Raw genomic sequence first — 24,598 nt, forward strand, 5'->3', positions numbered from 1 at the left:
CCGCAACGTACAACCTCAACCGGTCGTTCCGTGCACCAACCCCGCGTGTTTCGTCTAGTGGCCCTGCACGCCTTGCGGAGTGAACGTGTACGGCGTGGTCGTGGTGACCGCGTGCAGCCCCAGTTTCTGCAGGATCGGGCGGGAATCGTCCGAGGCGTCCACGCGGAGGAACTCGTAGCCGCGCGCCTTCGCGATCCGGGCACGGTGCACCAGGATCGCGGAGTACAGGCCCTGTTTGCGCCACTCCGGCAGCGTGCCGCCGCCCCAGAGACTCGCGAAGCCCGTCCCCGGATGGAACCGGATCCAGGCGGCGGTCAGGGCCGGGCCGTCGGGGCCCTTGAGTGCCTCCTCGATCAGGCTGACGACCAGCCGGTCGGGGAACATCCGGGCCTCGGCGGCGAGCCGCTCCTCGACGCCGGCCAGGCCGTTGTGCCAGAGCGAATCCATGAGTACTGCGATCCGGTGGAAATCGTGTTGCTCCTCGACGTCGCGGAGGACCGTTTTCGACGGCAGGGCGGACGGCCTGGCCAGGACCCGGTCAACCTCGCCGAGAATCAGCGTCTCGGGGTCGTCCTGGATGAATCCGGCGGCGAGCAGGCGCGCGCCGAGATCCTTGGGTTCGTCGTACGCGTAGGTCTTCCACTCGAACGACAACCCACGCTCGCGGAAGAACGCGACCTCGGCGGCGATCACCGCGTCGGGGTCGTCACCGAGACCACGCGGCGCCTCGACGAATCCGCCACCACCCGGCCCTTCAAGGTACGAGCGATGGATCAGGCCGACATGCTCGACCTTCCACCCCGGAATCGTGTCAGCGTCCGGCAACCGGATCCGACGGTGAAACACCTCAAGAAGCTCATCAGGAGTCATCAAACGCCATCCTGCCCCTTGCCGCGCCCACCGTCATCCCCATTGATCCGGCAGGGCTGAATGTCTAGCGTCCAAGTAGCAATACAGCCCGCCGGCTGCCACTCGCGCCTTGCTTCGTACGCCGCACGCTCTGGCCGCGACCGCTCGGCAGCCGTTGGCTGAGCGCGCCCAGGTGGTCGCGTTGTTCCATGTCACCGCCCTGCGATCCGCGCGACGGAAGACGTGGCGTGGACCCCGCTGCACGACACCACGGCACACCCGGACTACCCGAGCGGCCACAACACGTACGCCGGTTCGGCCGAGCAGATTCTCAACCCGCACGGCCGACACGGTCGGCGTTGCCCTAAGCAAGCAAGTGGCCGCCAACACCCTGCTTCGGGCGGGCAAACTCTTCCGCTGAATCACGGTCCGGCGGGAAGGACGCGGCCCCTTCCCGCCCGACCATGTCTCCGCTTAGAGCACGCGGTTGAGCAAGTCGAAGAAGGTGTTGCCTAGGACTAGTTCGTAGGGCTCTTTGAGGAGGGCTGCCAGGTCGGCGATGTCTGAGGGGGTCCAGGACCAGGCGTTGATGCCGCCGGAGATGAAGAGTGGTTTCGTGCCGTCCCACTGGGCTACGCGGGCGTCTAGAGCGGCCTTGTACTCCGCTGCTTTGCCGGGAGCGCCCCATTGACCAACGATTGGCAGGCCGCCTCGGCGGACCGCTAGCAGGTCGCCGTCCCAGGTCTGCATGATCCCCTTCAACGGCGTGTACTTGTTGAAGCCGCTGGCGATCTCCGGCGAAAGCAGGACCCACTTGTCGTTCTCACGGTGACTGTAGGAGTAGACCAGGTCCATTCCAGTCCGGCGCAGCACCGACCCGGTCAGCTTGAGGAACTGGGTGAACTGACTGGCTACCCATGAGCCTGGATAGGTGTAGCCCGCACCTGATGGGCCGCAGACCAACAGATCGTTGGCTGTTGCTGTCCGCTGATAGTGGCTGAACAGTCCCGGACCGGTTTCCAGCAGCAGCGGGCTGATCGTCCAGTTGGCAGGAGCCTCGCCACGCTTCGGGTCGTCCCACAGGTCGCGCATGTGCCGCTGGCAGTACTGGATGTTGTCGCCTTCACCGAAGGTCAGCGTCAGATAGACCTTGTTCTTCGGCTTGCTGATCTTGCGCACCGGCCGGACCTTGTCGGAGATTGGCGCGGTGAAGCCGGCATGCACGGTCCCGTTCATGTAGAAGTCGGCGGCGATTACCGGCGAACCGCCTTGCGATGCGAGGTCCACGCCGTCCCACTCGCCGGAGACGTCGTTGGCGAACCAGCCCATGTACGGCGCGAGTGTCGGGTACTTCGCGAAGTGCTCGACCAGCAGCTCGCCGGTCTCACCACCGGGTGGCAGCCAGCTCACCAGGGCCTTGGTGGCTACCACGTAGTCGCGGAAGTATGCGAATGGCTCGATTCTGGTCGGCGAGGTGTCGGTCGCGGAGACGAGGTACTGGTTCCACATCGTCACGGTCACCACGAGGGACGTCGTACCGGCTGGGGGTTCGAAGCGGTAGATGAAGTAGCCGCCGCCGTCTGAGAAGCGGTTGGCTTCGCCGCCGATCGACGAGTTGACGCCGTCGAAGAGGTACGGCGCCTCCTCCGGCGTACCGGGGAAGAAGTGTGCGATCTGGGCGCCGTTCGCCTTGACCGTGATCTCGGAGACCGAGGCGCCCCAGCCGTCGTCGGTGAACGAGTCGGCGAACCGGACGAAGACCTCGCCCTTGCCGAGCTTGGCCGAGACGTCGAGGTCGTAGCTGCCGCGGTTCGACGAGTCGCGGATCTGCCTGGTCTCGCGGGCGATCTCTTGCCATTGCACGTTCTCCACCGCGACCACCTTGGTCGGCGGCAGACCCGCGAGCAGCTTGTGAGTGACGCGCGGGAACAGGTTGTCGAGCTGCCACCGGTAGGTCTTCACCCGGTCGTCGTCGAACTTTCCGCGCAGGTCCTGGACGATCCGCAGACCGTGGGCCTTGGCTTGGTCGGCGTCGGCGACGACCGCGTTCTCCAACCCTGCAAGGGTTGTGGCGACGTTCAAGGAGTCCGGTACTGCGGGGTCGTGGATGATCGCGCCGCGGACGCGATGCCGGTACTTGGCGATCAGGTCCAACGGGTTCTTGTACGTCGTTGTCGGCAAGTGCATGTCGGCGAGCCACTTGGCGTCCGGCGTACTCATGGTGCCGGTGTCGAAGCTGAAGTAGAGCTCGGGCTCAGTGCGGTTGACGACACCTTGCAAGGTGGTCAACAGCGTCTGATCGGCGCCGTTGAGTTTGCTGGCATCGCCGTAGTGCAAGTGCTTGGGGCGACCGAAGGCCGGCAGCAGCCGGGCGGGACTGCCGGACGCCGATGAGGTGGCAGCCTGCGCCGCGTCGGTGAAGGCCGGAACGAGCCCGAACCCACCCGCCGCCACCGCGCCACTCGCCAAGAACGTTCGTCTCGAGACCATCGTGACCACTCCCCTGTCGCTGACATCGCTGTCAAATGCCGGCGAGATTAACAACGGCAATGCCACCTGTCGAGACCTCGACAACGTTGTCCACTGAGCAATTTGGAATCGTTTCCGCCTCGCCGGGTGGAGCGTCCCGACCGACAGGATCAATCGATGCCGGGCGCAGGAGTTCACGCTCAGCCTGGCCCGGGTGGAGGGCGATCTGCCTCATTGATCCTGTCGATCGGGACAACAGAGCGCGGCCGGCTGTTGGCAGGGGCACGGGATGGTTGAGCAGGGCTGCCCGCGAGCCAACCAGACGCATCCTCTGGCACAGCAGACCTAGGCAGCGGAGGCGCGACGGAGGAGGGCGGGACCTGGGGGCGGGGAGCAGGCGAAGCCGTCGCGACGTGGGAGCGACAGCGGAGGCCGCGGGGGCGGAGTTCCCTCGGATCACCAAGCGTTCTGGAGAATCCTGGTGGCTTCGGGGAGGCTGAGGCCGGCTTGGTGGGCGGTGCGGGCGAAGGTGGCGGCGGCTGCCAGGGTCTCCGCGTCGTCGACCTGGCTGCGGGAGGCGAGCACGAAGGTGCCGTTGCGGCCGCGGGTCTCGACCAGGCGGTCGGCTTCGAGTTCCTTGTACGCCCGGGCGACCGTGTTCACCGCCAGCCCCAGATCGCCGGCCAGTTGCCGCACCGTCGGAAGCCTGCTCCCCTGCGCCAGCTCCCCGCGCCGGATCAACCCTTCGATCTGCTCTTTCACCTGCTCGTACGGCGGTTTCGCGGCGGCCGGATCAACCGAGATCTGCATTCACGTCTCCTCGCGCTGTTTGTCTCAGACCGTATTGAGACAAAACAGTCCGGGTCAAGCACAGGCAAGGGAGGGAAGGCGGGGTGGGGGCGAGGTCAGGGTCAACTGAAGTCTTCGGGGGTGTAGGGCTTGGACTCGACCAGAACTAGCCAATTACCGGAGTTGTCGCGGAGGACCGCCTCCACGCCGTACGGGCGGTCCGACGGCTCCTGGATGAACTCGACTCCCTTCGCGACGAGCTCCTCGAAGGTCTTGTGGCAGTCCGCGGTGGCGATGCCGAAGCCCGGCATCATCCCCTTCGCGACGATCCGGCGGATCGCGTCGGCCGACTCGTCGTCGAGCGGCGGGCCGGGGATCCGCAGGGCGATCTCGAGTTCGGGGTGGTCGGCCTGGTACACCGTGCACCAGCGGAACTCCGGGCTCAGCGTGATGTCGTCCTTCAGCACGAACCCGAGTTTGTCGGTGTAGAACGCCTTCGCCTCGTCGATGTCGTTCACATAGACGGTGATCAGGCTGACATTGGTGATCAAGGTTCCTCCTCGGCGGTGAGTGATGCTCCGACGCTACGGCGACCCCGGCGCCGGCGGCTTCTCCGGAATTGCGGACTTCAGCCCGAGCATGAAGACGTAGCAGCCGGGGATCCGCGCCCCCGACTGCGTCCGCTGGTACTCCGACGGGCTGATCCCGACGAGTTCGGTGAACCGCTGCGAGAACGAGCCCAGACTCGAGTAGCCGACCAGCAGGCTGACCTCGGTGACGGTCAGGTTGGTGGCGCGGAGCAGATCGGTCGCGCGCTCGATCCGGCGGCGGCTGACGTACTGCATCGGCGTCTCGCCGTAGGTCGCGGCGAAACACCGCAGGAAGTGGTACTTCGAGACGCCGGCCGCTGTCGCCAACGCCTCCAGATCCAGCGCCTCCGCGAAGTCGCGGTCCGCCACATCCCGCGCCCGCCGCAGATGCGGCAGCAACTCCACCGGCACACCCACCATCCCCCGAGCCTAATCCCCGGACCGCCAACACTCACCAACCTGAAAACACCACTCCGACCGGCAGCCGCCACGCTCAGCGTTCGCCCACTCCCCTAGCTTGGTGAGTGTTGGCGGTCCGCCTGACCTTTCGGCCTGACCCGAAACTCTGGCGACGGACCGGACCACCGGCTGAGGTAGACGCATGACTGTGCGCAAAAGTGTTGGACAGAGCGGAACAGGCCCGGGTGCCATCACCCCCGACGGAAGCCCGGTGGAGCTGTACCTGCTGGCTGATTCTCGCGGCGAGGAGCAGCTGATCCACGAAACGGCCGGGCCGGGCGCGAGCATCCTCGAACTGGGCTGTGGCACCGGACGGATCACCCACCCATTGGTTGCCCTCGGCCACGAAGTGGTGGCGGTCGACGAGTCGCCCGAAATGCTGGCCGGGGTCACCGGGGCGGAGACCGTGTGCTCGACCATCGAGGACCTCCGGCTGAACCGCCGGTTCGATCTCGTCCTGCTGATGTCCTACCTGATCAACGTCCCAGACGACGCCGTACGCCGGCGCATGCTCGCCACCTGCGCCAACCACCTGAATCCGGGCGGCACCGTACTCCTCCAGCAGCACGACCGCGCCTCGTTCGCCGAGGACGCCACGTTCGACCGACCGGCCCACCGCCTCGTCATCTCGGACACCAAGCAACTCCCCGGCGACCGCCAGTCGGCGACGATGACCCACACGGTCGACGGCCGCACCTGGTCCCAGCACATCCTGGTCCAGAACCTCACTGAGCAGCAGCTCGAAGCCCAGCTCGCCGAGGCCGGCCTCACGCTGATCGACTATCTCACTCCCGACAAAACCTGGTTCCGCGCGCAGTAGGCAACCCTGCAAAGGCCTGCGGACCCTGTTGGGTATGACCATGACTTCGAGTCGGCCCGACAGACCGCCTCCCGCCGTGCCTCCGCAGCCGTCGGACCGCGAACTGTGGGACGCGCTGCGCCGCTGCGACCCCGAAGCCCTCGGCGAACTCTTCAGCCGGTACTCCGCGGTGGTTCACGCGTACGCCGTACGCCACACCGGGTCGTACGCCGTCGCCGATGACGCCGTGCAGACGACCTTCATCAACGCCTGGCGACAGTTCACCCGCTCGGACCCCGGCCCGCTCCAGCACGAGACCGCCAAGGCCTGGCTGCTCACGATCGCCCGCAACGAGCTCCGCAACGTCGCCCGGGCCAAGCGCCGCCTGACGCACTTCGTCAGTCGGCAACCGCAACCGGGCCACCAGCCGGATCACGCCGACGCGATCGCCGCCCGGCTGGACTCGGAGCAGCACATCCGCGCCGTACGGCAAGCGCTGCGGCAGCTGCCGGCGCACGAGCGGGAGACGATCGAACTCGTCTACTGGGCCGGACTGCGGGTCGCCGAAGCCGCCGTAGTACTGGGTGTCGCCGAAGGCACCGTCAAGGCGCGGCTGTCCCGCGCCCGCCGTCGCCTGCCCGCCCTGCTCGACCACCCCGGACCGGAGGAGTCCTGATGAACCTCACCACGCCACCGCCGGTCGAAGACCTCGCCGGCGCCGACGAGATCCGCGCGGACCTGATCCGGCGCGCCCGACTGTCCCAGCGCAGCCGGCCGGCCTGGGTACCCGTGCTGGCCGCCGCCTGCGGCATCGCCGTCATCACCACCGGCATCGCCCTGCTGACGCGGTCCGGCCATGACGGTTCGGCACCGCCCGTCGCCTCGACGCCGAGCAGCGCCCAGCCCACCCTCCGAGAGGTACAGAAGGTCCCCGCGAACGCCTCCTCCCAGGTCTCGCTGGATCTCGGACCGGCCAGCCGGAACATAGCGCTCGCCGACGCGCGGGAATGCCTGGCCGACGCGGCGGCCGCGAACGCGGGCGAGACGACCGTGACGGACGGCAGCGGGGATCGGGTGGCGGTGCCGGTGCCGGCCGAAGCTGACACCGCGACCGTCCACGACGCACGCTGGGTGCGGACCCTGCCTGGTTACGACCGCACGTTCAATCCGGGCCAGCAGGCGCTGATCCAGACCTTCACCACCGTCAAGGGCGTGTGGGTGCTGTGCATCGACAACCACTACCAGCGGCTGGAGAAGAACCGGCCCGCGAGCGGGAGCGCCAGCTTCGACTTCCCGGTCAATGGTCAGTGGAGCGTCTCGAACAATCCCAGCGGCGGCGGCAAGTCGACCTTCTACACCGACTTCGCCTTCGACGCGCTTCCGCAGGTGGCACGGGTCGAGCTCCGGCTGCGCTGGTCGGGCGGCGCCACCCCCTGGTACGGCGTGACGGTCAAGGGCGGCGCCGGATTCGTCCAGGCGTCCCAACTCGTTCACGACCAGGAGCGGGCCGAGACGGACATCCGCGCCTTCGATGCCTCAGGCAAACAAATCTTCGAGGGCACCCAGTAGATCCGCAGTGCGGCGGTGCCGGGCGACCGTCGTACGGAAAAGCGGCGGAGCCGGCCGGGCCTCAGTAGCGCCCGGCCGGCAGGTTCGGAAGGGGGTCAGCCGAGGCCGCCGCCCACCCTGCCCAGGGCGTCGAACTGGGAGCGGCTTAGCTTGCTGGTGTCGCCGGCGAGGGCCTTCGAGCGGGTGCAGATCACGCCGGCCGGGATGGATCCGGTCAGGTAGTTGATCGCGGCCTTGAAGGAGTCGCAGCGACGCTGGTCCTCGGCACCCGCCGGGTAGCCGATCGCTGCATTCACCTTGCCCATGTTCAGCGCGTCGGCGTACGGGTTGATGTTGCGGTTGACCGTCCAGTACCAGCGAGCGATCGGTGCACTCCACTGCAGCGACAGCGCGAGGTCAGGGTTGCCGAGCAGGTTGATGCCGAAGTAGTTGCCGGCCGGCCCGTAGTTGAAGTCACCGGTCAGCTGGATATAGCCGCGACCGCCGTACACGCGGGTGTCGCCGATCTCGCGGATGTTGTACTCCAGCCGCGACTCGTGCACCAGCGTCGCCAGGAATGCGGCCTTCCGGTACGGCGTATTGATGTTCGCGTCCCGCATCGCCTGGTTCAGCGACGGCAACCCGGTCTGCACGATCGACGGGTTCGCGATCTTGCCGGGGAACATCGCCTGCACATCGGCCAGCGTGATGTCGCCACCGGTCGGCGGCGGCGTACCGCACTCCGGTACGCCGGGCAGCTTGTCCTCGGGGATCGCCACGTACGCGACGGTCACGTACCCACCGAAGGCGGGGATGTGCGCCCACCACCTGCTGGAGCCGCCGGAGACGGTGACGAGATCGCCTTCCTTCTGGCAATCGACGTCGATGGAGGTCGGGCCGGGAAGCGTCCGGACCACTGCCGACGAGAGATACGCGTCGGCGCGGACGTTCACCCCGCTGCCGTAGGTCTGGAAGACGGCCGCGTGGGCCGGGGTGGCGGCGACCAGGCCGCCGACGATGAGCCCGGCCAGGGCCAGGACTGAGGTGAGCAATCGGCGGAATCTAGGATGCGGCATGAGATCTCCCGAGCGGGGCGGTCTGGGAAGGTTCAGTGAAAAACTGTCTATTGGGAGTAGCTAAACAGTTACTTTCCGCCCAAACCGGCTGATCCTCAAGCCTTTCCACCGCAATGCAACGTGCCGTGGCAGGTAACTGCCACGGCACGCTGAGTGATCACACACACTGCTATTTGGCTTCAGCCTCGCCCTTGGGCTCCGGCTTGGCGTCGACGCCGGCCTCCTTGCGCTGCTCCGGGGTGATCGGTGCCGGGGCCGCGGTCAGCGGGTCGTAGCCGCCGCCGGACTTCGGGAAGGCGATCACGTCGCGGATCGAGTCCGCGCCGGCCAGCAGCGCGGTGATCCGGTCCCAGCCGAACGCGATCCCGCCGTGCGGCGGCGCGCCGAACTTGAACGCGTCGAGCAGGAAGCCGAACTTCTCGGTCGCCTCCTCGTCGGTCAGCCCCATCACCTTGAAGACCCGCTTCTGCACGTCCTCGCGGTGGATACGGATCGACCCACCACCGATCTCGTTGCCGTTGCAGACGATGTCGTACGCGTACGCCAGCGCCGACCCCGGATCGGTGTCGAAGGTGTCCATCGAGTCCGGCTTCGGCGACGTGAACGCGTGGTGCACGGCGGTCCAAGCACCCGAACCAACAGCAACATCACCGGCAGCAGTCGCGTCGTCGGCCGGCTCGAACAGCGGCGCGTCGACGACCCACACGAACGACCAGGCAGACTCGTCGATCAGCCCACCGCGCCGGCCGATCTCCAGCCGGGCCGCACCGAGCAGTGCCCGCGACGACTTCACCGCACCGGCCGCGAAGAAGATGCAGTCACCCGGCTTCGCACCGACGTGGTCGGCCAGCCCGGCGCGCTCCTCCTCGGACAGGTTCTTGGCGACCGGCCCGGCCAGCTCGCCGTCCTGACCGACCAGCACGTACGCGAGACCGCGCGCACCACGCTGCTTCGCCCAGTCCTGCCACGCGTCCAGCTGCTTGCGCGGCTGGTCGGCGCCACCCGGCATCACGACCGCGCCGACGTACTGCGCCTGGAACACCCGGAACGGCGTGTTCTTGAAGTAGTCCGTGCACTCGACCAGCTCGAGGCCCATCCGCAGATCCGGCTTGTCACTGCCGAAGCGAGCCATCGCCTCGGCGTACGTCATCCGCTGGATCGGGGTCTGGATCTCGTGTCCGGCGAGCTTCCACAGCTCGGTCAGGATCTCCTCGGACAGCGCGATGATGTCGTCCTGGTCGACGAAGCTCATCTCGACGTCCAGCTGGGTGAACTCCGGCTGCCGGTCGGCGCGGAAGTCCTCGTCGCGGTAGCAGCGCGCGATCTGGTAGTACCGCTCCATCCCGGCCACCATCAGCAGCTGCTTGAACAGCTGCGGCGACTGCGGCAGCGCGTACCAGGACCCCGGCTGCAACCGGGCCGGGACCAGGAAGTCCCGCGCGCCTTCCGGCGTCGACTTGGTCAGCGTCGGCGTCTCGATCTCGACGAAGTCGTGCTTGGCGAGCACGTCGCGCGCAGCCTTGTTCACCTTGCTGCGCAGGCGGAGCGCGGCCCCCGGGCCCTGGCGGCGCAGGTCGAGGTAGCGGTACTTCAGCCGGACCTCTTCGTTCACCGGCGTCGCGTGGTGCTCCTCGACCGGGAACGGCAGCGGCGCGGCCTCGTTCAGGACCTCGATCTCCTCGGTGATGATCTCGATCTCACCGGTCGGCAGGTCCGGGTTCGCGTTGCCCTCGGGGCGGGCCGCGACCGTGCCGACGATCTTCAGGCAGTACTCCGACCGCAGACCGCTGGCGGCCTGCTCGTCCCGGATGACGACCTGGACCGTGCCGCTGGAGTCGCGCAGGTCGATGAACGCCACGCCGCCGTGGTCACGCCGCCGCGCCACCCAGCCCGCCAGCGTGACGGTCTGCCCGGTGTGCTCGGCCCTGAGCGAGCCGGCGGTTTGGGTACGGATCACGAGTTCTCCTGAGGGGTTTCGATACTGGGTCGTACGTCGTGCGCGGGCGGGGTCCAGGTCGCCGGATCGGCCGGCACCTGCTCACCGCTGCGAATGTCCTTCACTTCGGCGCCGTTGTCGGTGCTGAACCACACGAACGGGATGCCACGTCGGTCCGCGAACTTGATCTGCTTTCCGAACTTGGCCGCGGCCGGCGCCACCTCCACCGGGATCCCCCGAGCGCGCAGCGCAGCCGCCGTACGGAGTGCGTCGCTTCGTTCGTCTTCGTTGTTGAGGGCAACGAGTACGGCGGTCGGCGTACTGCGGGTGCTCTTCAGCAGGCCCTGGCTGACCAGCCGGTGCACGAGCCGCGAGATGCCGATGGAGATCCCGACACCCGGGTACGTCGTCTTGCCGTCGGTCGCGAGCGCGTCGTACCGGCCACCGCCGCCGACCGAACCGAAGGACTCCTGGCCGACCAGGTAGATCTCGTAGACCGCGCCGGTGTAATAGTCCAGGCCGCGGGCGATCCGGAGATCGGCCATCAGCAGACCGGGGGCGTGCTCGGCCGCTGCCGCCATCACCGCGCTCAGCTGCTCGAGACCTTCATCGAGGATCTCGTGCTCGACGCCGAGCGCCCGCACCTTCTCCACGAACGAGGTGTCCGTGCTGGAGATATCGGCCAGCTGGACGGCCAGGCGGGCCTGCTTGTCGGTGGCGCCGGACTCGATCAGCCGCTCGACCACCTTCTCCGGGCCGATCTTGTCGATCTTGTCGACGATCCGCAGCACGGTGGTCACGTCGTCCAGGCCGAGCCCGCGGTAGAACCCCTCGGGGATCTTGCGGTTGTTCACCTTGATGACGAACTCCGGCACCGGCAGCTTGCGCAGCGCGTCCGCGATCACCAGCGGCAGCTCGACCTCGTAGTGGTTCGGCAGCTCGCCGCTGTCCACGATGTCGATGTCGGCCTGGGTGAACTCGCGATAGCGGCCCTCCTGCGGACGCTCACCGCGCCAGACCTTCTGGATCTGGTAGCGCCGGAACGGGAACACCAGCTTGCCGGCGTGCTCCAGCACGTAGCGCGCGAACGGCACGGTGAGGTCGAAGTGCAGACCGATGCCCGGGCCGTCATCATCCGGGCCGGCCGCGAGCCGGCGTACGGCGTAGATCTCTTTGTCCGCGTCCTCGCCCTGGTTCGAGAGACGCTCCACCGGCTCCACCGCGCGCGTCTCGATCGACGCGAAGCCGTGCAGCTCGAAGGTCTCGCGGACGACGTCGAGGAAGTGCTGTTCGACGATGCGATCCGCGGGAAGGAATTCGGGGAACCCGCTCATGGGGCCGATCTTGCTCATGCCGCCTTGCTCATTTCGATATCTCCAGGTCCTGCAGGTAAGGGTTGGTCGCTCTTTCCCGGCCGATCGTGGTCTGGCCGCCATGACCCGGGAGCACGACGATCTCGTCGCGCATCGGCAGGATCTTGGTGGCCAACGTATGCAGCATCGCCGGATGGTCGCCGCCTGGCAGATCCGTCCGGCCGATCGACCCCGCGAACAACACGTCCCCGGAGAACAACACGGCGGGCACGTCTTCCGGCCCGTCGTACGGCGTAGTGAAGGTGACCGATCCCCTCGTGTGGCCCGGTGTGTGGTCGACCACGAACTGCAGGCCGGCGAGCTCCAGGCTCTGGCCGTCCTTGAGTTCCGCGACATCGTCCGGCTCGGCGAAGGTGTAGTCACCGCCGAGCAGCATCTGGGCACTCTCCGCGCTGATCCCGGCCATCGGGTCTGCGAGCAGGTGCCGGTCGTCGGGGTGGATCCAGGCGGTGCTGTCGTATGTGCCGCAGACCGGCAGGACCGAGAACATGTGGTCGATGTGGCCGTGCGTCAGTAGCACGGCGACCGGCTTCAGCTTGTTCTCCCGCACCACCTGGTCGACACCCGCGGCCGCGTCCATGCCGGGGTCGACGACGATGCATTCCGCGCCCTGGCCGGTGGCGACGACGTAGCAGTTCGTACCCCACGGACCCGCGGGGAACCCGGCGATGAGCACGACAGACCTTCCTGGAACAGAGCGGGACCAGCCAAGGCTACCGGTCGGGCGCGGTGGGTTTCGAACCGGATTGGGCCCGCACCCGCCGCGAATGTCCGCCGATGTTCCTGATTGTGACGGCAACCCCGTTGCGTAGCGGCGGCGAGTTTGTGATTGTTCAGGGATAAGCGTCGGGACAGCTCCCCGACGCGCCCGGCTGGACCCTGTTGTCCCGGATGAACCGGCGACTGACCAGAATGGGCACGAGCGCAGTACATACCGCCGGAAGGGGCGAGTTGTGGCCGAGGAAAGCTGGGGCCGGGTAGCAGACGACGGAACGGTGTTCGTCCGGACGAAGGACGGCGAACGAGCGGTCGGCCAGTGGCCGGACGCGAACCCGGAGGAGGCGCTCGCCTTCTACACCCGGCGGTACGACGCGCTGGCCTTCGAGGTCGACCTGCTGGAGAAGCGGGTCCAGGCCGGCACCGTCTCCCCCGACGACGCCCGCGCCGCCGTGAAGAAGGTGACCGCGGCCATCGACGAGGCCCAGGCGGTCGGTGACCTGGACGGCCTGCGGTCCCGGCTCGACGCGCTCAGCCCACTGGTCGCCCAGCAGCGCGAGAAGAAGAAGGCCGAACGCGCGGCGAAGGTCGAGGAGGCCCGCGAGGCCAAGACCAAGATCGCCACCGAGGCCGAGACGATCGCGGCCGGCACCGACTGGCGGCACGGCGTCACCCGGCTGCGCGAGCTGCTGGACGAGTGGAAGGCACTCCCCCGGCTCGACAAGTCCAGCGACGACGAGCTGTGGCATCGCTTCTCGTCCGCCCGTACGACGTACACCCGGCATCGCAAGCAGCACTTCGCTGAGCTCTCCTCGAAGCGTGACGAGGCGGCCGTGGTGAAGGAGCGGCTCGCCGCCGAGGCGGAATCGCTGTCCTCGTCCACCGACTGGGGACCGACGTCGGGCCGCTTCCGCGATCTGATGCGGCAGTGGAAGGCGGCCGGTCCCGCGCCGCGCGAGGTCGACGACAAGCTCTGGGCCCGGTTCCGCAGCGCCCAGGACGCGTTCTTCGGCGCGCGCGACGCAGTACAGGCCGAGGAGAACCAGGAGCAGATCGCCAACCTCGCTCAGAAGGAAGCACTGCTGGTCGAGATCGAGGCGATCCTGCCGGTCAAGGACGCCAAGGTCGCCCGCGACCAGCTCCGCGACCTGCTCGACCGCTGGGACGCCATCGGCAAGATCCCGCGCGACTCGATGCGCCCGATCGACGCCCGCCTGCGCGCGGTCGAACAAGCCGTCAAGTCCGCCGAGGACGACGTCTGGGCGCGCTCCAACCCCGAAGCACGGGCCCGCGCCGAGGCCACTGTCAAGCAACTCCAGTCGCTCATCGCCGACCTCGAAAAGCAGGCCGCCAAATTCGAGGCCCAGGGCAACACCAAGAAGGCCAACGAGGCCCGCGAATCCATCGCCGCCCGCCGAGAGTGGCTGACCCAAGCCCAAAACGCCCTCTCCGAATTCAGCTAGGTCTCAAGCGAACGCAGCACCAGCATGAGTGCGTGTTCGCCGCCCGTGGGGTGGACATAGGCCGCGTGGGCGGCGGCGACGATCGCTGCCAGGTCGCGGTCGTCGACGTCGGTACGGACGGCCCCTGCGTCGCGGGCGCGGGACAGGAGTAGGCCCATCGCACGGTCAAGCTCGGCGACCGGTTCAGACACTGCGGCCTCGACGTTGCCCGCGCCGACCTGCAGCCGCGCGGCGAGCTCGTGCGCCGCGGCCCCCTCGGTGACCAGCCGCACCAGAAAGTCCCGCAGAGCCTCGCCTGGTTCGTCCGACCCGGCATAGGAATTCGCCGCGACCACCAGGTCCTCAACCGCGGCGGCGAGGACAGTGTCGACGAGCTCCGCCTTGGTCCTGAAGTGCCGGTGCACCGTACCCGCGCCGACGCCGGCCCGCCGGGCGATCTCGTCGAGGGACACGCCGAGTCCCTCCGTCTCGAACGCCTCCCGGGCGGCCGCCACCACCTTGGCGCGATTGGCAACGGCATCCCGTCGGCGATACCCGGTTGAAGCGGGGCGCTCGCCCCGTTTAGGATCAGTCATCGTCTTATCCTCTCCCACGATCGCCCAGGAGTGCCGATGCCACTGACCACCGAAGACCGGCTGGCCATTCACGAACTGGTGTCGCTGCACGGGCATCTCGCGGACGACCGGCGCTCCGACGACCTCGGACTACTGCTGACACCCGACGCGTCGTACGACGTGACTGCCTATGGCCTGGGCATCGTCCGAGGGCTGCCCGCCCTGATCGACCTCTTCACCTCCGCCCCCGGCGACCAGCCCGCCGGGCACCACGTCACCAACGTGATCGTCACGCCCGACCCCGACCTCGACGACCGCGCCTCAGTCCGTTCCAAAGGCCTCTCGGTAATGGCAGACGGCCGAGCAGGCACCGTCATCTACGAAGACGAGGTCATCCGGACCCCAGACGGCTGGCGAATCAACACCCGCGCGGTCATCCCCTCCCGCCGTACCTGACGCCGTCACCCCCGGCACCCGGCTCCCGGCTCCCGGCACCCGGCACCCGGCACCCGGTCCAGCGTGATGCCGGCGCCCCAAGATGTCTTGTGGACAACGCGAAGCATGGTCCGGGGTGAATCAGCCATCCTTCTCGGATGCTGCCTGCCGAGTTTCCTTTGTTCTTCTGCGGATTGCCGTTCCGGGCCCACCAGGTCCGCGGCAAACTCCGCTGGCTGCTAGGTGCGGGCGAGATCCGTCAGGTAGTCAAAGGCGTGTACGTCGACGTCCGGGTACCCGACTCGCGCGAGCTCCGCGCAGAAGCAATCCGACTCCTGCTACCACCAGGCGGAGTCGCGTGCGGCCTGACCGCTGCCTGGATCCACGGCATCGAGACCACCGCGCTCCAAGCCAGCAAGGAAATCGACGTGCAATGGACCCGCGAGGCCACCGACGTGGTCGAGGTCGCCGGACTACCGGTGACCAGCCCGATCGCCACCACCGTCGAGCTCGCCATGCAGCTTCCCCGCCCGTTCGCCCTGTCCGCAGTCGACGCCATGCTCCGCTCCGGCATCGCCGATCGCTGGGCCGTCCGCGCCGCCTCCACCGCGTACGACGGCCGCCCCGGAATCATCCAGGCCCGCCAGATCCTCTCGTACGCCGACCGCCGGGCCGCCTCGCCCGGTGAATCCTGGCTCCGTCTCCGCCTGATCGACGCCGGCTTCGGCAAACCCGACCTGCAGGTACGGGTCCAGGGCCCGCGACGCGAGTACCGGATCGACGTCGGCTACCCCGACCACCCCGAAGACGGCCGGCTGCTAGGCCTGGAGTACGACAGCGACCGCTGGCACTCCCGGGCGAAGGACGAGCAGCGCGACGAAGTACGCCGTACGGAACTGGGCGCCCTCGGTTGGCACATCATCTCCGTCCGCCGCCCCGACCTCTGGGGCTCCTACCCCGCCCTAGAACTAGCCGTAGGCGCCTTCCTCTGCCAACAACCCCGCCTGCCTCGTCGGTGGTGAGCCGTCGCGCCGCCTGCCGTTCTGCCTTGACCTGTGTAGCGGCGCGATGCGAAGCTGACTCGCTGGATTGAGCCCGGTAGCAGTACCGGGCCTGGCGATGGCGTACGTACTGGTAACGGCTGTATTCCTCTATGCCTCGACCGAACTCCTTCGGAACGCAACGCGCAAGGAAGGCACCGGAAAGGAGGTGGTGGCTATGGCAGGTAAGCAGATGTTTCGCCATTTGGCCTCGGCTACTGCGTTGGCACTGAGCGGGGTGACGTCAAACCTCGCGGCCACCGCAGTACTGGGCTGAGTCCAGCAACGTTTGGCCCCGCCTAGCGGCGAGTTGTCACCACGGAGACCAGGGCTACCCAGGAAGCTGCTGCGGTGCTGGTGGTGAGTCAGGGTTTGGGGTGTTCGGCGGCTACTTTGATCCAGCCGGCGGCTTCTTCTTGTTCTATTCGGGTGATTTCGCGGGTTAGTTCGCGGTCGCGGGTGGTGGGGTCGTCGTAGGGTGCGGCGCCGGTTTCGTACAGGCGGCGCTGGGTTTTGACTGCTTCGCGGGCGCCGCTGAAGCGTAGGTAGTTCTCTTGCCAGTGGAAGATGGCTCGGAGACCGGGCAGGATCACGACCAGGGCGCCGAGGATGGCGGGGATCCGGGCGTCGTTGTGGGTGAGGACCGCCGATGCGGGGATCGCGGCCGCGACGACCAGGGTCACCCTCTCCTGGATCTGGTATCCGCGGCGGCAGGCAATAGCGCGGTCTCGGTACCACCGGTAGGACTCATTGGCCAGCTTGATCGCGTGGCCGTCGTCGCTTGCCTCGGTCATCCCGTGCCCTCCCAAGGCTTGATGGGTGACGCGAGGATGCCGACTAGGTGCGGTAGCCGGTGTGGATGTGGTCGTGGTGGGTTTGGTCGGAGAAGTAGGTGGGGCCGGGGAGGCGGATGGGGCCGCCCACGTTGTAGGAGCCGGTGGAGGCTGCCGCACGCATGTAGGCGGTGATCAAGGAGCGTGGGGTCGTAGGGTCTACGACCGCGCGGTTGTTGATCTGCCAGGTGTCGAAGGCTCGGCCTCGGGGGTGGTCGCTGGGGCGGGTGGTGCCGAAGACGTCGAGGGGGTGGCCGGAGCGGATGACCGAGATGCCGATGCGGTAGGTGTTCGCGAGTTCGAGCATCGCGGTGAGGACGGTGTCGTGGATGGTGCCGGAGCGGATGTCGGCGGCTGAGGCGGGTGGGAGGGAGATGCGGTCGCTCGCCAGGACCTGACCGGCCGCGCGGGTGAGGTTTTTGGCGGGGGCGCCGGGTTGGGCGGGGTGGAGGGCGGTGACGCGCCAGGTCGTGCCTGAGCGGACGAGGCGTACGTCGACTGTCGTGCCGCTGGTGGTCAGCTTGCCGTTGGTGAGGGTGTAGACGCGGCACGGGACCAGGACGCTCGCGGTGCTGCTCAAGACTCCGCCGTACTGGGCGTCGATCACTTCGACGGTTGAGTTGGCCTTCTGTAGCAGTTTGACCACCGCAGCTACGGCGGTGGCTTTCACCTGGGGCTTGATCTCGCCGGCGCCCGGTGACCAGGTGCGGACCGCAGGCAGTGAAGGTGCGGGCGGTGTTGGCAACACAGTCGGAGAGGAGCCAGGCGCCGAGCTAGGGGGCATCGGGCCTGTTGGCGTTGGCCCGTCAAAGGAGGCGGAGGGCTTGGTGGAGCCAGAGCCGTTGCTGCAGCCGGCCAGCAGGCCGGCGCCGGCGATCAGGAGGCTCCGGCGGCCGAACTCACCCGAGGAGACCATGGTTGCAGTCTCCCAGGGCTCGCAAACGCGCTACTGGGTGACTCGGTAGACGTCGAAGACGCCCTCTACTGAACGGACGGCCTTCAGGACGTGGCCCAGGTGGGTCGGATCGCCCATCTCGAAGGTGAAGCGGGACTTGGCGATCCGGTCGCGGGTGGTCGTCAGAGCCGCCGACAGGATGTTCACGTGGTAGTCCGACAGGACGCGCGTGATGTCCGACAAGAGCCGTGCCCGGTCCAGCGCCTCGACCTGGATCGCGACCAGGAAGACCGATTGCGCGGTCGGGGCCCATTCGACCTCGACGATCCGCTCGGGCTGGGTCTGCAGGTTCTCGACGTTGGCGCAGTCGGCCCGGTGCACCGAGACGCCGGCACCCCGGGTGACCCAGCCGATGATCTCGTCCCCGGGCACCGGCGTACAGCAGCGGGCGAGCTTCGACAGCACGTCCGTCGCGCCCTTGACGATGACACCGGCGTCGCCGCGAGCAGTGCGCTTACGTCGCTCCCGGGTCTGCGGCAGCCGCAGCCCCTCGGCCAGATCCTCGGCCGCGCCCTCTTCTCCGCCGTACGTCTCGATCAGACGCCGTACGACGGCTTGCGCGCTCACGTGGCTCTCGCCGACCGCGGCGTACAGACCGGTCACGTCGGGATACCGCAGCGAGTTCGCGACCGCGGTCAGGGTCTCGTGCGACAGCAGGCGCTGGAGCGGCAGACCCTCCTTGCGGAGCTGCTTCGCGATCGCGTCCTTGCCGTGATCGATCGCCTCGTCACGGCGCTCCTTGGAGAACCAGTGCTTGATCTTGTTGCGCGCCCGCGGGCTCTTGACGAAGGTGAGCCAGTCGCGCGACGGTCCGGCGCCCTGGGCCTTCGAGGTGAACACCTCGACCACGTCGCCGTTCTCGAGTGTGCTCTCCAGCGGCACCAGCCGGCCGTTCACCCGGGCGCCGATACAGCGGTGCCCGACCTCGGTATGCACGGCGTACGCGAAGTCGACCGGTGACGAGCCGGTCGGCAGCGACATCACGTCGCCGCGCGGGGTGAAGACGTAGACCTCGGAGTTGTTGATCTCGAAGCGCAGCGAGTCGAGGAACTCCGACGGGTCGGAGGTCTCCCGCTGCCAGTCCACCAGCTGCCGCACCCAGGGCATCTCGTTCGGAGTGCTGACATCCGTGGTCGGCGCGGCCCCCGCCTCGGGGACCGGCGAGTTCGGGTCTTCCTTGTACTTCCAGTGCGCGGCGATGCCGTACTCCGCGCGACGGTGCATCGAGAACGACCGGATCTGCAGCTCCACCGGCTTGCCCGAAGGACCGATCACCGTGGTGTGCAGCGACTGGTACATGTTGAACTTCGGCATTGCGATGTAGTCCTTGAACCGGCCGGGCACCGGGTTCCAGCGCGCGTGCAGCACACCGAGCGCGGCGTAACAGTCCCGGACCGACTCGACCAGCACGCGGATGCCGACCAGGTCGTAGATGTCGCCGAACTCGCGGCCGCGGACGATCATCTTCTGGTAGATCGAGTAGTAGTGCTTCGGCCGGCCGGTGACGGTCGCCTTCACCTTGGCCGCGCGCAGGTCCTCGTGCACCTGCTCGATCACCGTGGCCAGGTACTCGTCGCGGGACGGGGCGCGTTCGGCGACCAGCCGGACGATCTCGTCGTACACCTTCGGGTGCAGGGTCGAGAAGGACAGGTCCTCGAGCTCCCACTTGATCGTGTTCATACCCAGCCGGTGTGCCAGCGGGGCGTAGATCTCGAGCGTCTCGCGGGCGATCCGCTCCTGCTTCTCCTGCCGCAGGAAGCCGAGCGTGCGCATGTTGTGCAGCCGGTCGGCGAGCTTGATCACCAGCACCCGGATGTCCTTGGCCATCGCGACGACCATCTTGCGGATCGTCTCGGCCTGCGCGGACTCGCCGTACTTGACCTTGTCCAGCTTGGTGACGCCGTCGACCAGCATCGCGATCTCTTCGCTGAAGTCCTTCTTCAGCTCGTCGATCGTGTAGTCGGTGTCCTCGACCGTGTCGTGCAGCAGCGCCGCACACAGGGTCGGTGCGGTCATGCCGAGCTCGGCCAGGATCGTCGCCACCGCGAGCGGGTGGGTGATGTAGGCGTCACCGCTCTTGCGGAGCTGGCCGGTGTGGTACTTCTCGGCCGTTCTGTAGGCGCGCTCGATGATCGCCAGATCGGCCTTGGGGTGGGTCGCCCGGACGACGCGAAACAGCGGCTCCAGCATCGGCGCCCGGTTCGGATGCCGGGTGCCGCCGAGCCGGGCCAGCCGGGCCCGCACCCGGGCGGGCGCGATCCGCGGCGGCTGAGCACTGGGTGGAGCGGGCGTGGGCGGCGAAGGATTGGCCACCGGGCGCACGGCGGCGGGCGCGCGCGGAGGCTCGTGCGGGACCACATCGGGTACCGCAGAAGTCATCGCCGGGTCTTCGCCCACTTCGTATCCCTCCGCCGACAGACCACCAGTCTAGGGGGCAGCGGCCAACGAGGCAGACACGGGCTGTGGACAACACGCCGAATTGATGTAACGCCCGACTTCACACAGTGAGGAGAGCGCAGGTCAGACGGTGAGAAGGGCGCCTAGCTGCTCCCCGTCGAGGCGCTTGCGGCCCGGCAGGAAGGAGAGTTCGAGCAGCACCGTCGTACCGACCACCTCGGCGCCACAGCGGCGTACGAGGCGCAGGCAGGCCTCGACCGTCCCGCCGGTGGCGAGTACGTCGTCGATCACCAGCACCCGGTCGCCCTCGGCGAACGCGTCCTGGTGCACCTCGATGGTGGCCTCGCCGTACTCCAGCGCATACGACTCCTCGTACGTCGCGGCCGGCAGCTTGCCCTTCTTCCGGACCGGGACGAACCCGGCGCCGAGGGCGAGCGCGACCGGGGCGGCCAGGATGAAGCCACGGGCCTCGATCCCGACCACCTTGTCGACGACCACCTTGCCGTCGGCATCCCGGCCCGCCGCCGCCAGCGCCTGGACCACGATGCTGAAGCCCTCGTGGTCCGCCAGCAGCGGGGTGATGTCCTTGAACAGCACCCCCTGCTGCGGGTAGTCCGGGATGTCGCGGATGCCGTCCTTGAGCACCTGCTCCAGCGACCGCATCACTTACCGCGCTTGGACCGCGGCTTGCGGGTCGGCTGCGGGCGTCCGGCCGCGCTCGTCGACTTCACCGGCCGGCTCGACGTGACCGGCGTACCGGCCTTCGCGGGACGGTCCTGTACGCGGGTCGACGGCTCGTTCGCCACCGTCGCGGCGGCTCCGGCGGCCACCGGCACCGGCGTACCGGAGGCCGTGGTGACGGTGGCGCCGCGCTTGGTGAGCACCCGGCGGCGCAGCGCCTGCATGCCCGGCTCGCGCTCCTTGAAGGTGGCCAGCAGCGCCGGAGCGATGAAGACCGAGGAGTACGCACCGACGGCGATACCGACGAACAGGGCCAGCGACAGGTCCTTCAGCGGTCCGGTGCCGAGTACGACGGTGCCGACGACCAGGATCGACCCGACCGGCAGCAGCGCGATCAACGTGGTGTTGATCGACCGTACGACGGTCTGGTTGACGGCGAGGTTGGTCGCGTCGCTGTAGGTGAACCGGTTCGAGGCGGTGATGCCCCGGGTGTTCTCGCGCACCTTGTCGAACACGACGACCGTGTCGTACAGCGAGTAGCCCAGGATGGTCAGTACGCCGATCACCGTCGACGGCGTGACGTCGAAGCCGACCAGGGCGTAGACGCCGACCGTGATGGTGACGTCGTGGACCAGCGCGATGATGGCCGCCATCGACGCCTTCGGTTCCCGGAAGTAGAACCAGATCACGGCGAACACCGCGATCAGGAACACGATCAGGGCCAGGATCGCCTTGTTCGCGATCTGCGAGCCCCAGGAGGCACCGATCTGCTGGGTGCTGACCTTGTCGACCGTGGTGTTGGCCTCGGTCGCGACCGCGGACCGCACCTTGGCGGTGTCGTCCTGGCTCAGCGGACGGGTCTGGATCCGCACCTTGTCGCCACCGACCGTGGTGACGACCGGGTCGCCCAGGTCCTTCGCGTTCGTCGCCTTCACCGCGGCGCTGAAGTCTTCGACGGTGCTGCTGGTGACCTTCACATTTGCCTGGTACTCGACGCCGCCCTTGAACTCGATGCCGAGGGCAAGACCTCTGGCGAACAACCCGCCGAGCGAGATGACCACCAGCGCGATCGAGACGCTGAACCACAGCTTGCGCTTGCCGATGAAGTCGTAGGAGACCTCACCGCGGTGCAACTTGGCACCGATGCTTCCGAGCTTCGACATCAGACCTCGCCTCCAACCGGCTTACGCGTCGACGGCTTGGCCGGACCGCGGCCGCCCGGTTTCAGCTGACCTGGCAGCCGTTCCACCCCGAGATGCTCGGGGTCGAGACCGGACAGCTTGTGACCGTGACCGAAGAAGTCGGTCCGGGCCAGCAGGGTGACCAGCGGCTTGGTGAAGATGAACACCACCAGGAGGTCGATCAGCGTGGTCAGGCCGAGCGTGAACGCGAAGCCCTTCACGCCGCCGACCGCGAGGACGTACAGCACCACGGCGGCGAGCAGCGAGATCGAGTCGGCCGCGATGATGGTGTGCTTGGCCCGGGTCCAGCCGGTCTCCACCGACGACCGCAGGCTGCGGCCTTCCCGGACTTCGTCGCGGAGCCGTTCGAAGTAGATGACGAACGAGTCCGCGGTGATACCGATCGCCACGATCAGACCCGCGATACCGGCCAGCGTCAGGGTGAACCCGATCGACTTGCCGAGCAGGACGACCGACGAGTAGGTCAGCAGTGCGGACGCGGCCAGCGACAGGACGACGACCAGGCCCAGCCCGCGGTAGTACAGGAACGAGAAGATGACGACCAGCGCGAGGCCGATCAGACCGGCGGTGATACCTGCCGAGAGCTGATCCCCACCGAGTTGCGGCGAGACCGTGTCGACCGTGGAGACCTCGAACGAGACCGGCAGGGCGCCGTACTTCAGGACGTTCGCCAGCTGGCGCGCCTCGGTCTCGGTGAACGAGCCGGTGATCTGCGCCGCGCCGCCCGGGATCGGGTTCGTCACGCTCGGGGTCGAGATGGCGACCCCGTCCAGCACGATCGCGAACAGGTTCTGGCCGGACGGCCGCGCGGAGATGTTCGTGGTGGCGTCGAGGAACTTCCGGCCGCCGTCACCGGTGAACTTCAGGTCGACCTGCCAGGCGAACCCGCCCTGCGGGATGCCCGCGCTGGCGTCGGACAGGTCGGTGCCCTTGAGGATCGCGGGGCCGAGCAGGTATTTGTACTGGCCGGCCTGGTCGCAGGAGATCAGCGGCTTGTCCGGCGCGTCCCGGTTCGGGTCGGTGTCCTTCTTGACCGTCGCGCACTGGGCCGCCGCGAAGGCCGCGGTGGTGGTGGCGTCCGGGGTCCACTTCAGCGGGTCACCGGTGACCTTGGGCAGCTCGGCACCCGGTGTGGCCGGTGTGCTCGGCTTGGCCGTCGGCGTCGGGGTGGTGCTCGGCTTCGGCGTCGGGGTCGGGGTGGCGTTGCCCAGGGCGCTGCTCCAGGCCCGGCCCTTCGGCGTCGAGGCCGGTGTCGACGGCGGCTTGATGGTCGAACCCGGCTTCGTCGGGGTGGTGCTCGGCTTCGACGACGGCGTGCTGCTCGGCGTAGTGGTCGGCGCCGGCGGCAACGGGCCACCCGGCTGCGCGTCGTACACGATCCGGAAGTACAGCAACGCGGTCTGGCCGACCTGCTTGACCAGGTCGTCCCGGTTCGAGCCCGGCACGGCCACGTTGATGTGCTCACCACTGGAGGTGGTGATCTCGGACTCGCCGACACCGGCACCGTTCACCCGGTCGGAGATGATGTTCTTCGCCTCGGAGAGTTGCTCCGCGGTCACCTTCCCACCGCCGGCCAGCGACTTCGCGGTCAGCGTGATGGTCGTACCACCGCGCAGATCCAGGCCCAGCTTGGGTTTCCAGGACTTGGTGAGTCCCATGATCCCGAACAGCAGGACCAGGATGACCGCCAGGACGATCAGTAGCCGTCCCGGGCGGGATGTCGTCGTCGTTGCCACGTCAGATTCAACCTTTGCGTTACTGGGCGCGCCGCAGAGTCACCAGGACGCCAGCGCGCCGCACGCCGATAGGACGGGAAATCAGTTCTCGGTGTGCGTGGGCGGCAGCTTCGCCTTGTCCTGCACCTTGTCGCCGGTCTCGGGCACGTCGACGGTGTCCCGCGCCTCGTCGACCACCGGCTCCTCGGCGTCGGCAGCCTCATCGGCCGGCTCCTCGGCGTCGTCCGGGATGACCCGGCCGACCGCGGCCTTCACGAGCTGGATCAGGACGCCCTCGGAGATCTCCAGCGTCACGTACTCGTCGTCGACCTCCTCGACGATGCCGACCATGCCGCTGGTGGTGATCACCTTGGTGCCCGGCGTCAGCATCGCCACGGTGTCGGCCTGCTTCTGGCGCTGCTTCTTCTGGGTCCGGCTCATGAACCAGATCATCCCGACGATCAGGATCAGCGGAAGCAGGAGCGTGATGCCCCCTCCGCCGGAGGAGGCCATCGGTACGGCGATCAGTTGCATCGGGGCTCAGAATCCTTCGTCGAGAGTACGGGTGTTCCGCACGCTCTGCTCAAGCGCGCAGGATACGGCGGGATGGCCCGAGGTCAGGCCACCGGGGAGTCTAACCCTGAGGGACGATAAGTACCTCATAACAGGGGGTCACGTTTGCGTTACTCGTCACCCATTCCAACGCCCCTGCCGGCCG

Annotated in this window: 24 protein-coding genes; 7 read left to right on the forward strand and 17 right to left on the reverse strand. The window is 67.8% G+C overall.

What is annotated here, in order from left to right:
• Window positions 1-54 precede the first annotated feature (54 nt).
• From ABZ004_RS09940 to ABZ004_RS09960, 5 genes are all read right to left on the reverse strand, one after another.
• Window positions 55-870, reverse strand: coding sequence for a GNAT family N-acetyltransferase (locus tag ABZ004_RS09940; protein ID WP_355679416.1), 816 nt, complete (start codon window positions 868-870; stop codon window positions 55-57).
• Window positions 871-1,323: 453 nt separating this feature from the next.
• Window positions 1,324-3,339 (reverse strand): GxGYxYP domain-containing protein, encoded by a 2,016-nt coding sequence (locus tag ABZ004_RS09945; RefSeq protein ID WP_355679417.1) that lies wholly within the window; start codon window positions 3,337-3,339, stop codon window positions 1,324-1,326.
• Window positions 3,340-3,774: 435 nt separating this feature from the next.
• A complete protein-coding gene (locus tag ABZ004_RS09950) occupies window positions 3,775-4,128 on the reverse strand; it encodes a GntR family transcriptional regulator (protein WP_355679418.1) in 354 nt (117 codons plus the stop codon).
• 101 nt (window positions 4,129-4,229) lie between these two features.
• Window positions 4,230-4,658 carry a VOC family protein gene (locus ABZ004_RS09955; RefSeq protein WP_355679419.1) on the reverse strand — a complete coding sequence of 143 codons (429 nt, stop codon included), beginning with the start codon at window positions 4,656-4,658 and terminating at the stop codon, window positions 4,230-4,232.
• 33 nt (window positions 4,659-4,691) lie between these two features.
• Complete coding sequence (locus ABZ004_RS09960) at window positions 4,692-5,117, reverse strand: AraC family transcriptional regulator (protein ID WP_355679420.1); 426 nt, start codon at window positions 5,115-5,117, stop codon at window positions 4,692-4,694.
• Between the two features lie 181 nt (window positions 5,118-5,298).
• Here ABZ004_RS09960 and ABZ004_RS09965 point away from each other — a divergent pair, with 181 nt between their 5' ends.
• From ABZ004_RS09965 to ABZ004_RS09975, 3 genes are read left to right on the forward strand one after another with little or no spacing between them, the layout of a single operon-like run.
• Window positions 5,299-5,976: a class I SAM-dependent methyltransferase gene (locus tag ABZ004_RS09965; RefSeq protein ID WP_355679421.1), complete on the forward strand. Its 678-nt coding sequence runs from the start codon at window positions 5,299-5,301 to the stop codon at window positions 5,974-5,976.
• A 34-nt stretch (window positions 5,977-6,010) separates the two neighbouring features.
• On the forward strand, window positions 6,011-6,631 hold the full coding sequence (locus ABZ004_RS09970) for a sigma-70 family RNA polymerase sigma factor (RefSeq protein ID WP_355679422.1): 621 nt from the start codon (window positions 6,011-6,013) through the stop codon (window positions 6,629-6,631).
• The gene (locus ABZ004_RS09975; RefSeq protein WP_355679423.1) at window positions 6,631-7,524 is read left to right on the forward strand and encodes a hypothetical protein; all 894 of its coding nucleotides are present in this window, start codon (window positions 6,631-6,633) and stop codon (window positions 7,522-7,524) included. Before ABZ004_RS09970 ends, ABZ004_RS09975 begins: the two co-directional genes overlap by 1 nt.
• 95 nt (window positions 7,525-7,619) lie before the next feature.
• Here ABZ004_RS09975 and ABZ004_RS09980 read toward each other — a convergent pair whose 3' ends face one another.
• The 4 genes from ABZ004_RS09980 to ABZ004_RS09995 all read right to left on the reverse strand — a co-directional run bounded on the left by ABZ004_RS09980 (window position 7,620) and on the right by ABZ004_RS09995 (window position 12,564).
• Window positions 7,620-8,555 carry a glycoside hydrolase family 19 protein gene (locus tag ABZ004_RS09980; RefSeq protein WP_355679424.1) on the reverse strand — a complete coding sequence of 312 codons (936 nt, stop codon included), beginning with the start codon at window positions 8,553-8,555 and terminating at the stop codon, window positions 7,620-7,622.
• Between the two features lie 193 nt (window positions 8,556-8,748).
• Window positions 8,749-10,536 carry an aspartate--tRNA ligase gene (gene aspS / locus ABZ004_RS09985; protein ID WP_355679425.1) on the reverse strand — a complete coding sequence of 596 codons (1,788 nt, stop codon included), beginning with the start codon at window positions 10,534-10,536 and terminating at the stop codon, window positions 8,749-8,751.
• Window positions 10,533-11,867: a histidine--tRNA ligase gene (gene hisS / locus ABZ004_RS09990; RefSeq protein ID WP_355679426.1), complete on the reverse strand. Its 1,335-nt coding sequence runs from the start codon at window positions 11,865-11,867 to the stop codon at window positions 10,533-10,535. The genes aspS and hisS overlap by 4 nt, the downstream gene beginning before the upstream one ends.
• Before the next feature lie 10 nt (window positions 11,868-11,877).
• Window positions 11,878-12,564 carry an MBL fold metallo-hydrolase gene (locus ABZ004_RS09995; RefSeq protein WP_355679427.1) on the reverse strand — a complete coding sequence of 229 codons (687 nt, stop codon included), beginning with the start codon at window positions 12,562-12,564 and terminating at the stop codon, window positions 11,878-11,880.
• A gap of 277 nt (window positions 12,565-12,841) precedes the next feature.
• On the opposite strand from ABZ004_RS09995, the gene ABZ004_RS10000 reads away from it, so the two are divergent.
• On the forward strand, window positions 12,842-14,068 hold the full coding sequence (locus tag ABZ004_RS10000) for a DUF349 domain-containing protein (RefSeq protein ID WP_355679428.1): 1,227 nt from the start codon (window positions 12,842-12,844) through the stop codon (window positions 14,066-14,068).
• Here the strand turns inward: ABZ004_RS10000 and ABZ004_RS10005 are convergent.
• Window positions 14,065-14,643, reverse strand: coding sequence for a helix-turn-helix domain-containing protein (locus tag ABZ004_RS10005; RefSeq protein WP_355679429.1), 579 nt, complete (start codon window positions 14,641-14,643; stop codon window positions 14,065-14,067). The two genes, ABZ004_RS10000 and ABZ004_RS10005, sit on opposite strands and share 4 nt — an antisense overlap.
• Window positions 14,644-14,679: 36 nt before the next feature.
• Here ABZ004_RS10005 and ABZ004_RS10010 point away from each other — a divergent pair, with 36 nt between their 5' ends.
• From ABZ004_RS10010 to ABZ004_RS10020, 3 genes are all read left to right on the forward strand, one after another.
• Entirely contained in the window at window positions 14,680-15,078 is a 399-nt protein-coding gene (locus ABZ004_RS10010; RefSeq protein ID WP_355679430.1) for a nuclear transport factor 2 family protein, read from the forward strand.
• Between the two features lie 137 nt (window positions 15,079-15,215).
• Entirely contained in the window at window positions 15,216-16,079 is an 864-nt protein-coding gene (locus ABZ004_RS10015; protein WP_355679431.1) for a hypothetical protein, read from the forward strand.
• A gap of 67 nt (window positions 16,080-16,146) precedes the next feature.
• Window positions 16,147-16,374: a hypothetical protein gene (locus ABZ004_RS10020; protein ID WP_355679432.1), complete on the forward strand. Its 228-nt coding sequence runs from the start codon at window positions 16,147-16,149 to the stop codon at window positions 16,372-16,374.
• A gap of 88 nt (window positions 16,375-16,462) precedes the next feature.
• On the opposite strand, the gene ABZ004_RS10025 is transcribed toward ABZ004_RS10020, so the two are convergent.
• From ABZ004_RS10025 to yajC, 7 genes are all read right to left on the reverse strand, one after another.
• On the reverse strand, window positions 16,463-16,891 hold the full coding sequence (locus tag ABZ004_RS10025) for a DUF4231 domain-containing protein (RefSeq protein WP_355679433.1): 429 nt from the start codon (window positions 16,889-16,891) through the stop codon (window positions 16,463-16,465).
• Between the two features lie 43 nt (window positions 16,892-16,934).
• Window positions 16,935-17,678 (reverse strand): hypothetical protein, encoded by a 744-nt coding sequence (locus tag ABZ004_RS10030; protein ID WP_355679434.1) that lies wholly within the window; start codon window positions 17,676-17,678, stop codon window positions 16,935-16,937.
• A 198-nt stretch (window positions 17,679-17,876) separates the two neighbouring features.
• The gene (locus tag ABZ004_RS10035) at window positions 17,877-20,075 is read right to left on the reverse strand and encodes a bifunctional (p)ppGpp synthetase/guanosine-3',5'-bis(diphosphate) 3'-pyrophosphohydrolase (RefSeq protein ID WP_355679524.1); all 2,199 of its coding nucleotides are present in this window, start codon (window positions 20,073-20,075) and stop codon (window positions 17,877-17,879) included.
• A gap of 330 nt (window positions 20,076-20,405) precedes the next feature.
• A complete protein-coding gene (locus ABZ004_RS10040; protein ID WP_355679435.1) occupies window positions 20,406-20,945 on the reverse strand; it encodes an adenine phosphoribosyltransferase in 540 nt (179 codons plus the stop codon).
• Window positions 20,945-22,126 (reverse strand): protein translocase subunit SecF, encoded by a 1,182-nt coding sequence (secF, locus tag ABZ004_RS10045; protein WP_355679436.1) that lies wholly within the window; start codon window positions 22,124-22,126, stop codon window positions 20,945-20,947. Before secF ends, ABZ004_RS10040 begins: the two co-directional genes overlap by 1 nt.
• A complete protein-coding gene (gene secD / locus ABZ004_RS10050) occupies window positions 22,126-23,901 on the reverse strand; it encodes a protein translocase subunit SecD (RefSeq protein ID WP_355679437.1) in 1,776 nt (591 codons plus the stop codon). Before secD ends, secF begins: the two co-directional genes overlap by 1 nt.
• A gap of 81 nt (window positions 23,902-23,982) precedes the next feature.
• On the reverse strand, window positions 23,983-24,414 hold the full coding sequence (gene yajC, locus ABZ004_RS10055; protein ID WP_355679438.1) for a preprotein translocase subunit YajC: 432 nt from the start codon (window positions 24,412-24,414) through the stop codon (window positions 23,983-23,985).
• Between the last annotated feature and the right edge of the window lie 184 nt (window positions 24,415-24,598).

The sequence above is a fragment of the Kribbella sp. NPDC006257 genome, assembly GCF_040613535.1.
Taxonomy (GTDB): Bacteria; Actinomycetota; Actinomycetes; order Propionibacteriales; family Kribbellaceae; genus Kribbella.

What these genes read in the sequence shown, in the direction of transcription:
- hisS (WP_355679426.1), bottom strand. Translation starts at nt 11,867, where the DNA reads ATGAGCAAGATCGGCCCCATGAGCGGGTTCCCCGAATTCCTTCCCGCG.
- ABZ004_RS09965 (WP_355679421.1), top strand. Translation starts at nt 5,299, where the DNA reads ATGACTGTGCGCAAAAGTGTTGGACAGAGCGGAACAGGCCCGGGTGCC.
- ABZ004_RS10025 (WP_355679433.1), bottom strand. Translation starts at nt 16,891, where the DNA reads ATGACCGAGGCAAGCGACGACGGCCACGCGATCAAGCTGGCCAATGAG.
- ABZ004_RS09960 (WP_355679420.1), bottom strand. Translation starts at nt 5,117, where the DNA reads ATGGTGGGTGTGCCGGTGGAGTTGCTGCCGCATCTGCGGCGGGCGCGG.
- secF (WP_355679436.1), bottom strand. Translation starts at nt 22,126, where the DNA reads ATGTCGAAGCTCGGAAGCATCGGTGCCAAGTTGCACCGCGGTGAGGTC.
- ABZ004_RS10010 (WP_355679430.1), top strand. Translation starts at nt 14,680, where the DNA reads ATGCCACTGACCACCGAAGACCGGCTGGCCATTCACGAACTGGTGTCG.
- ABZ004_RS10040 (WP_355679435.1), bottom strand. Translation starts at nt 20,945, where the DNA reads ATGCGGTCGCTGGAGCAGGTGCTCAAGGACGGCATCCGCGACATCCCG.
- ABZ004_RS09975 (WP_355679423.1), top strand. Translation starts at nt 6,631, where the DNA reads ATGAACCTCACCACGCCACCGCCGGTCGAAGACCTCGCCGGCGCCGAC.
- ABZ004_RS10005 (WP_355679429.1), bottom strand. Translation starts at nt 14,643, where the DNA reads ATGACTGATCCTAAACGGGGCGAGCGCCCCGCTTCAACCGGGTATCGC.
- ABZ004_RS09970 (WP_355679422.1), top strand. Translation starts at nt 6,011, where the DNA reads ATGACCATGACTTCGAGTCGGCCCGACAGACCGCCTCCCGCCGTGCCT.
- ABZ004_RS09950 (WP_355679418.1), bottom strand. Translation starts at nt 4,128, where the DNA reads ATGCAGATCTCGGTTGATCCGGCCGCCGCGAAACCGCCGTACGAGCAG.
- ABZ004_RS10015 (WP_355679431.1), top strand. Translation starts at nt 15,216, where the DNA reads ATGCTGCCTGCCGAGTTTCCTTTGTTCTTCTGCGGATTGCCGTTCCGG.
- yajC (WP_355679438.1), bottom strand. Translation starts at nt 24,414, where the DNA reads ATGCAACTGATCGCCGTACCGATGGCCTCCTCCGGCGGAGGGGGCATC.
- ABZ004_RS10035 (WP_355679524.1), bottom strand. Translation starts at nt 20,075, where the DNA reads ATGCTGGAGCCGCTGTTTCGCGTCGTCCGGGCGACCCACCCCAAGGCC.
- ABZ004_RS09940 (WP_355679416.1), bottom strand. Translation starts at nt 870, where the DNA reads ATGACTCCTGATGAGCTTCTTGAGGTGTTTCACCGTCGGATCCGGTTG.
- ABZ004_RS09945 (WP_355679417.1), bottom strand. Translation starts at nt 3,339, where the DNA reads ATGGTCTCGAGACGAACGTTCTTGGCGAGTGGCGCGGTGGCGGCGGGT.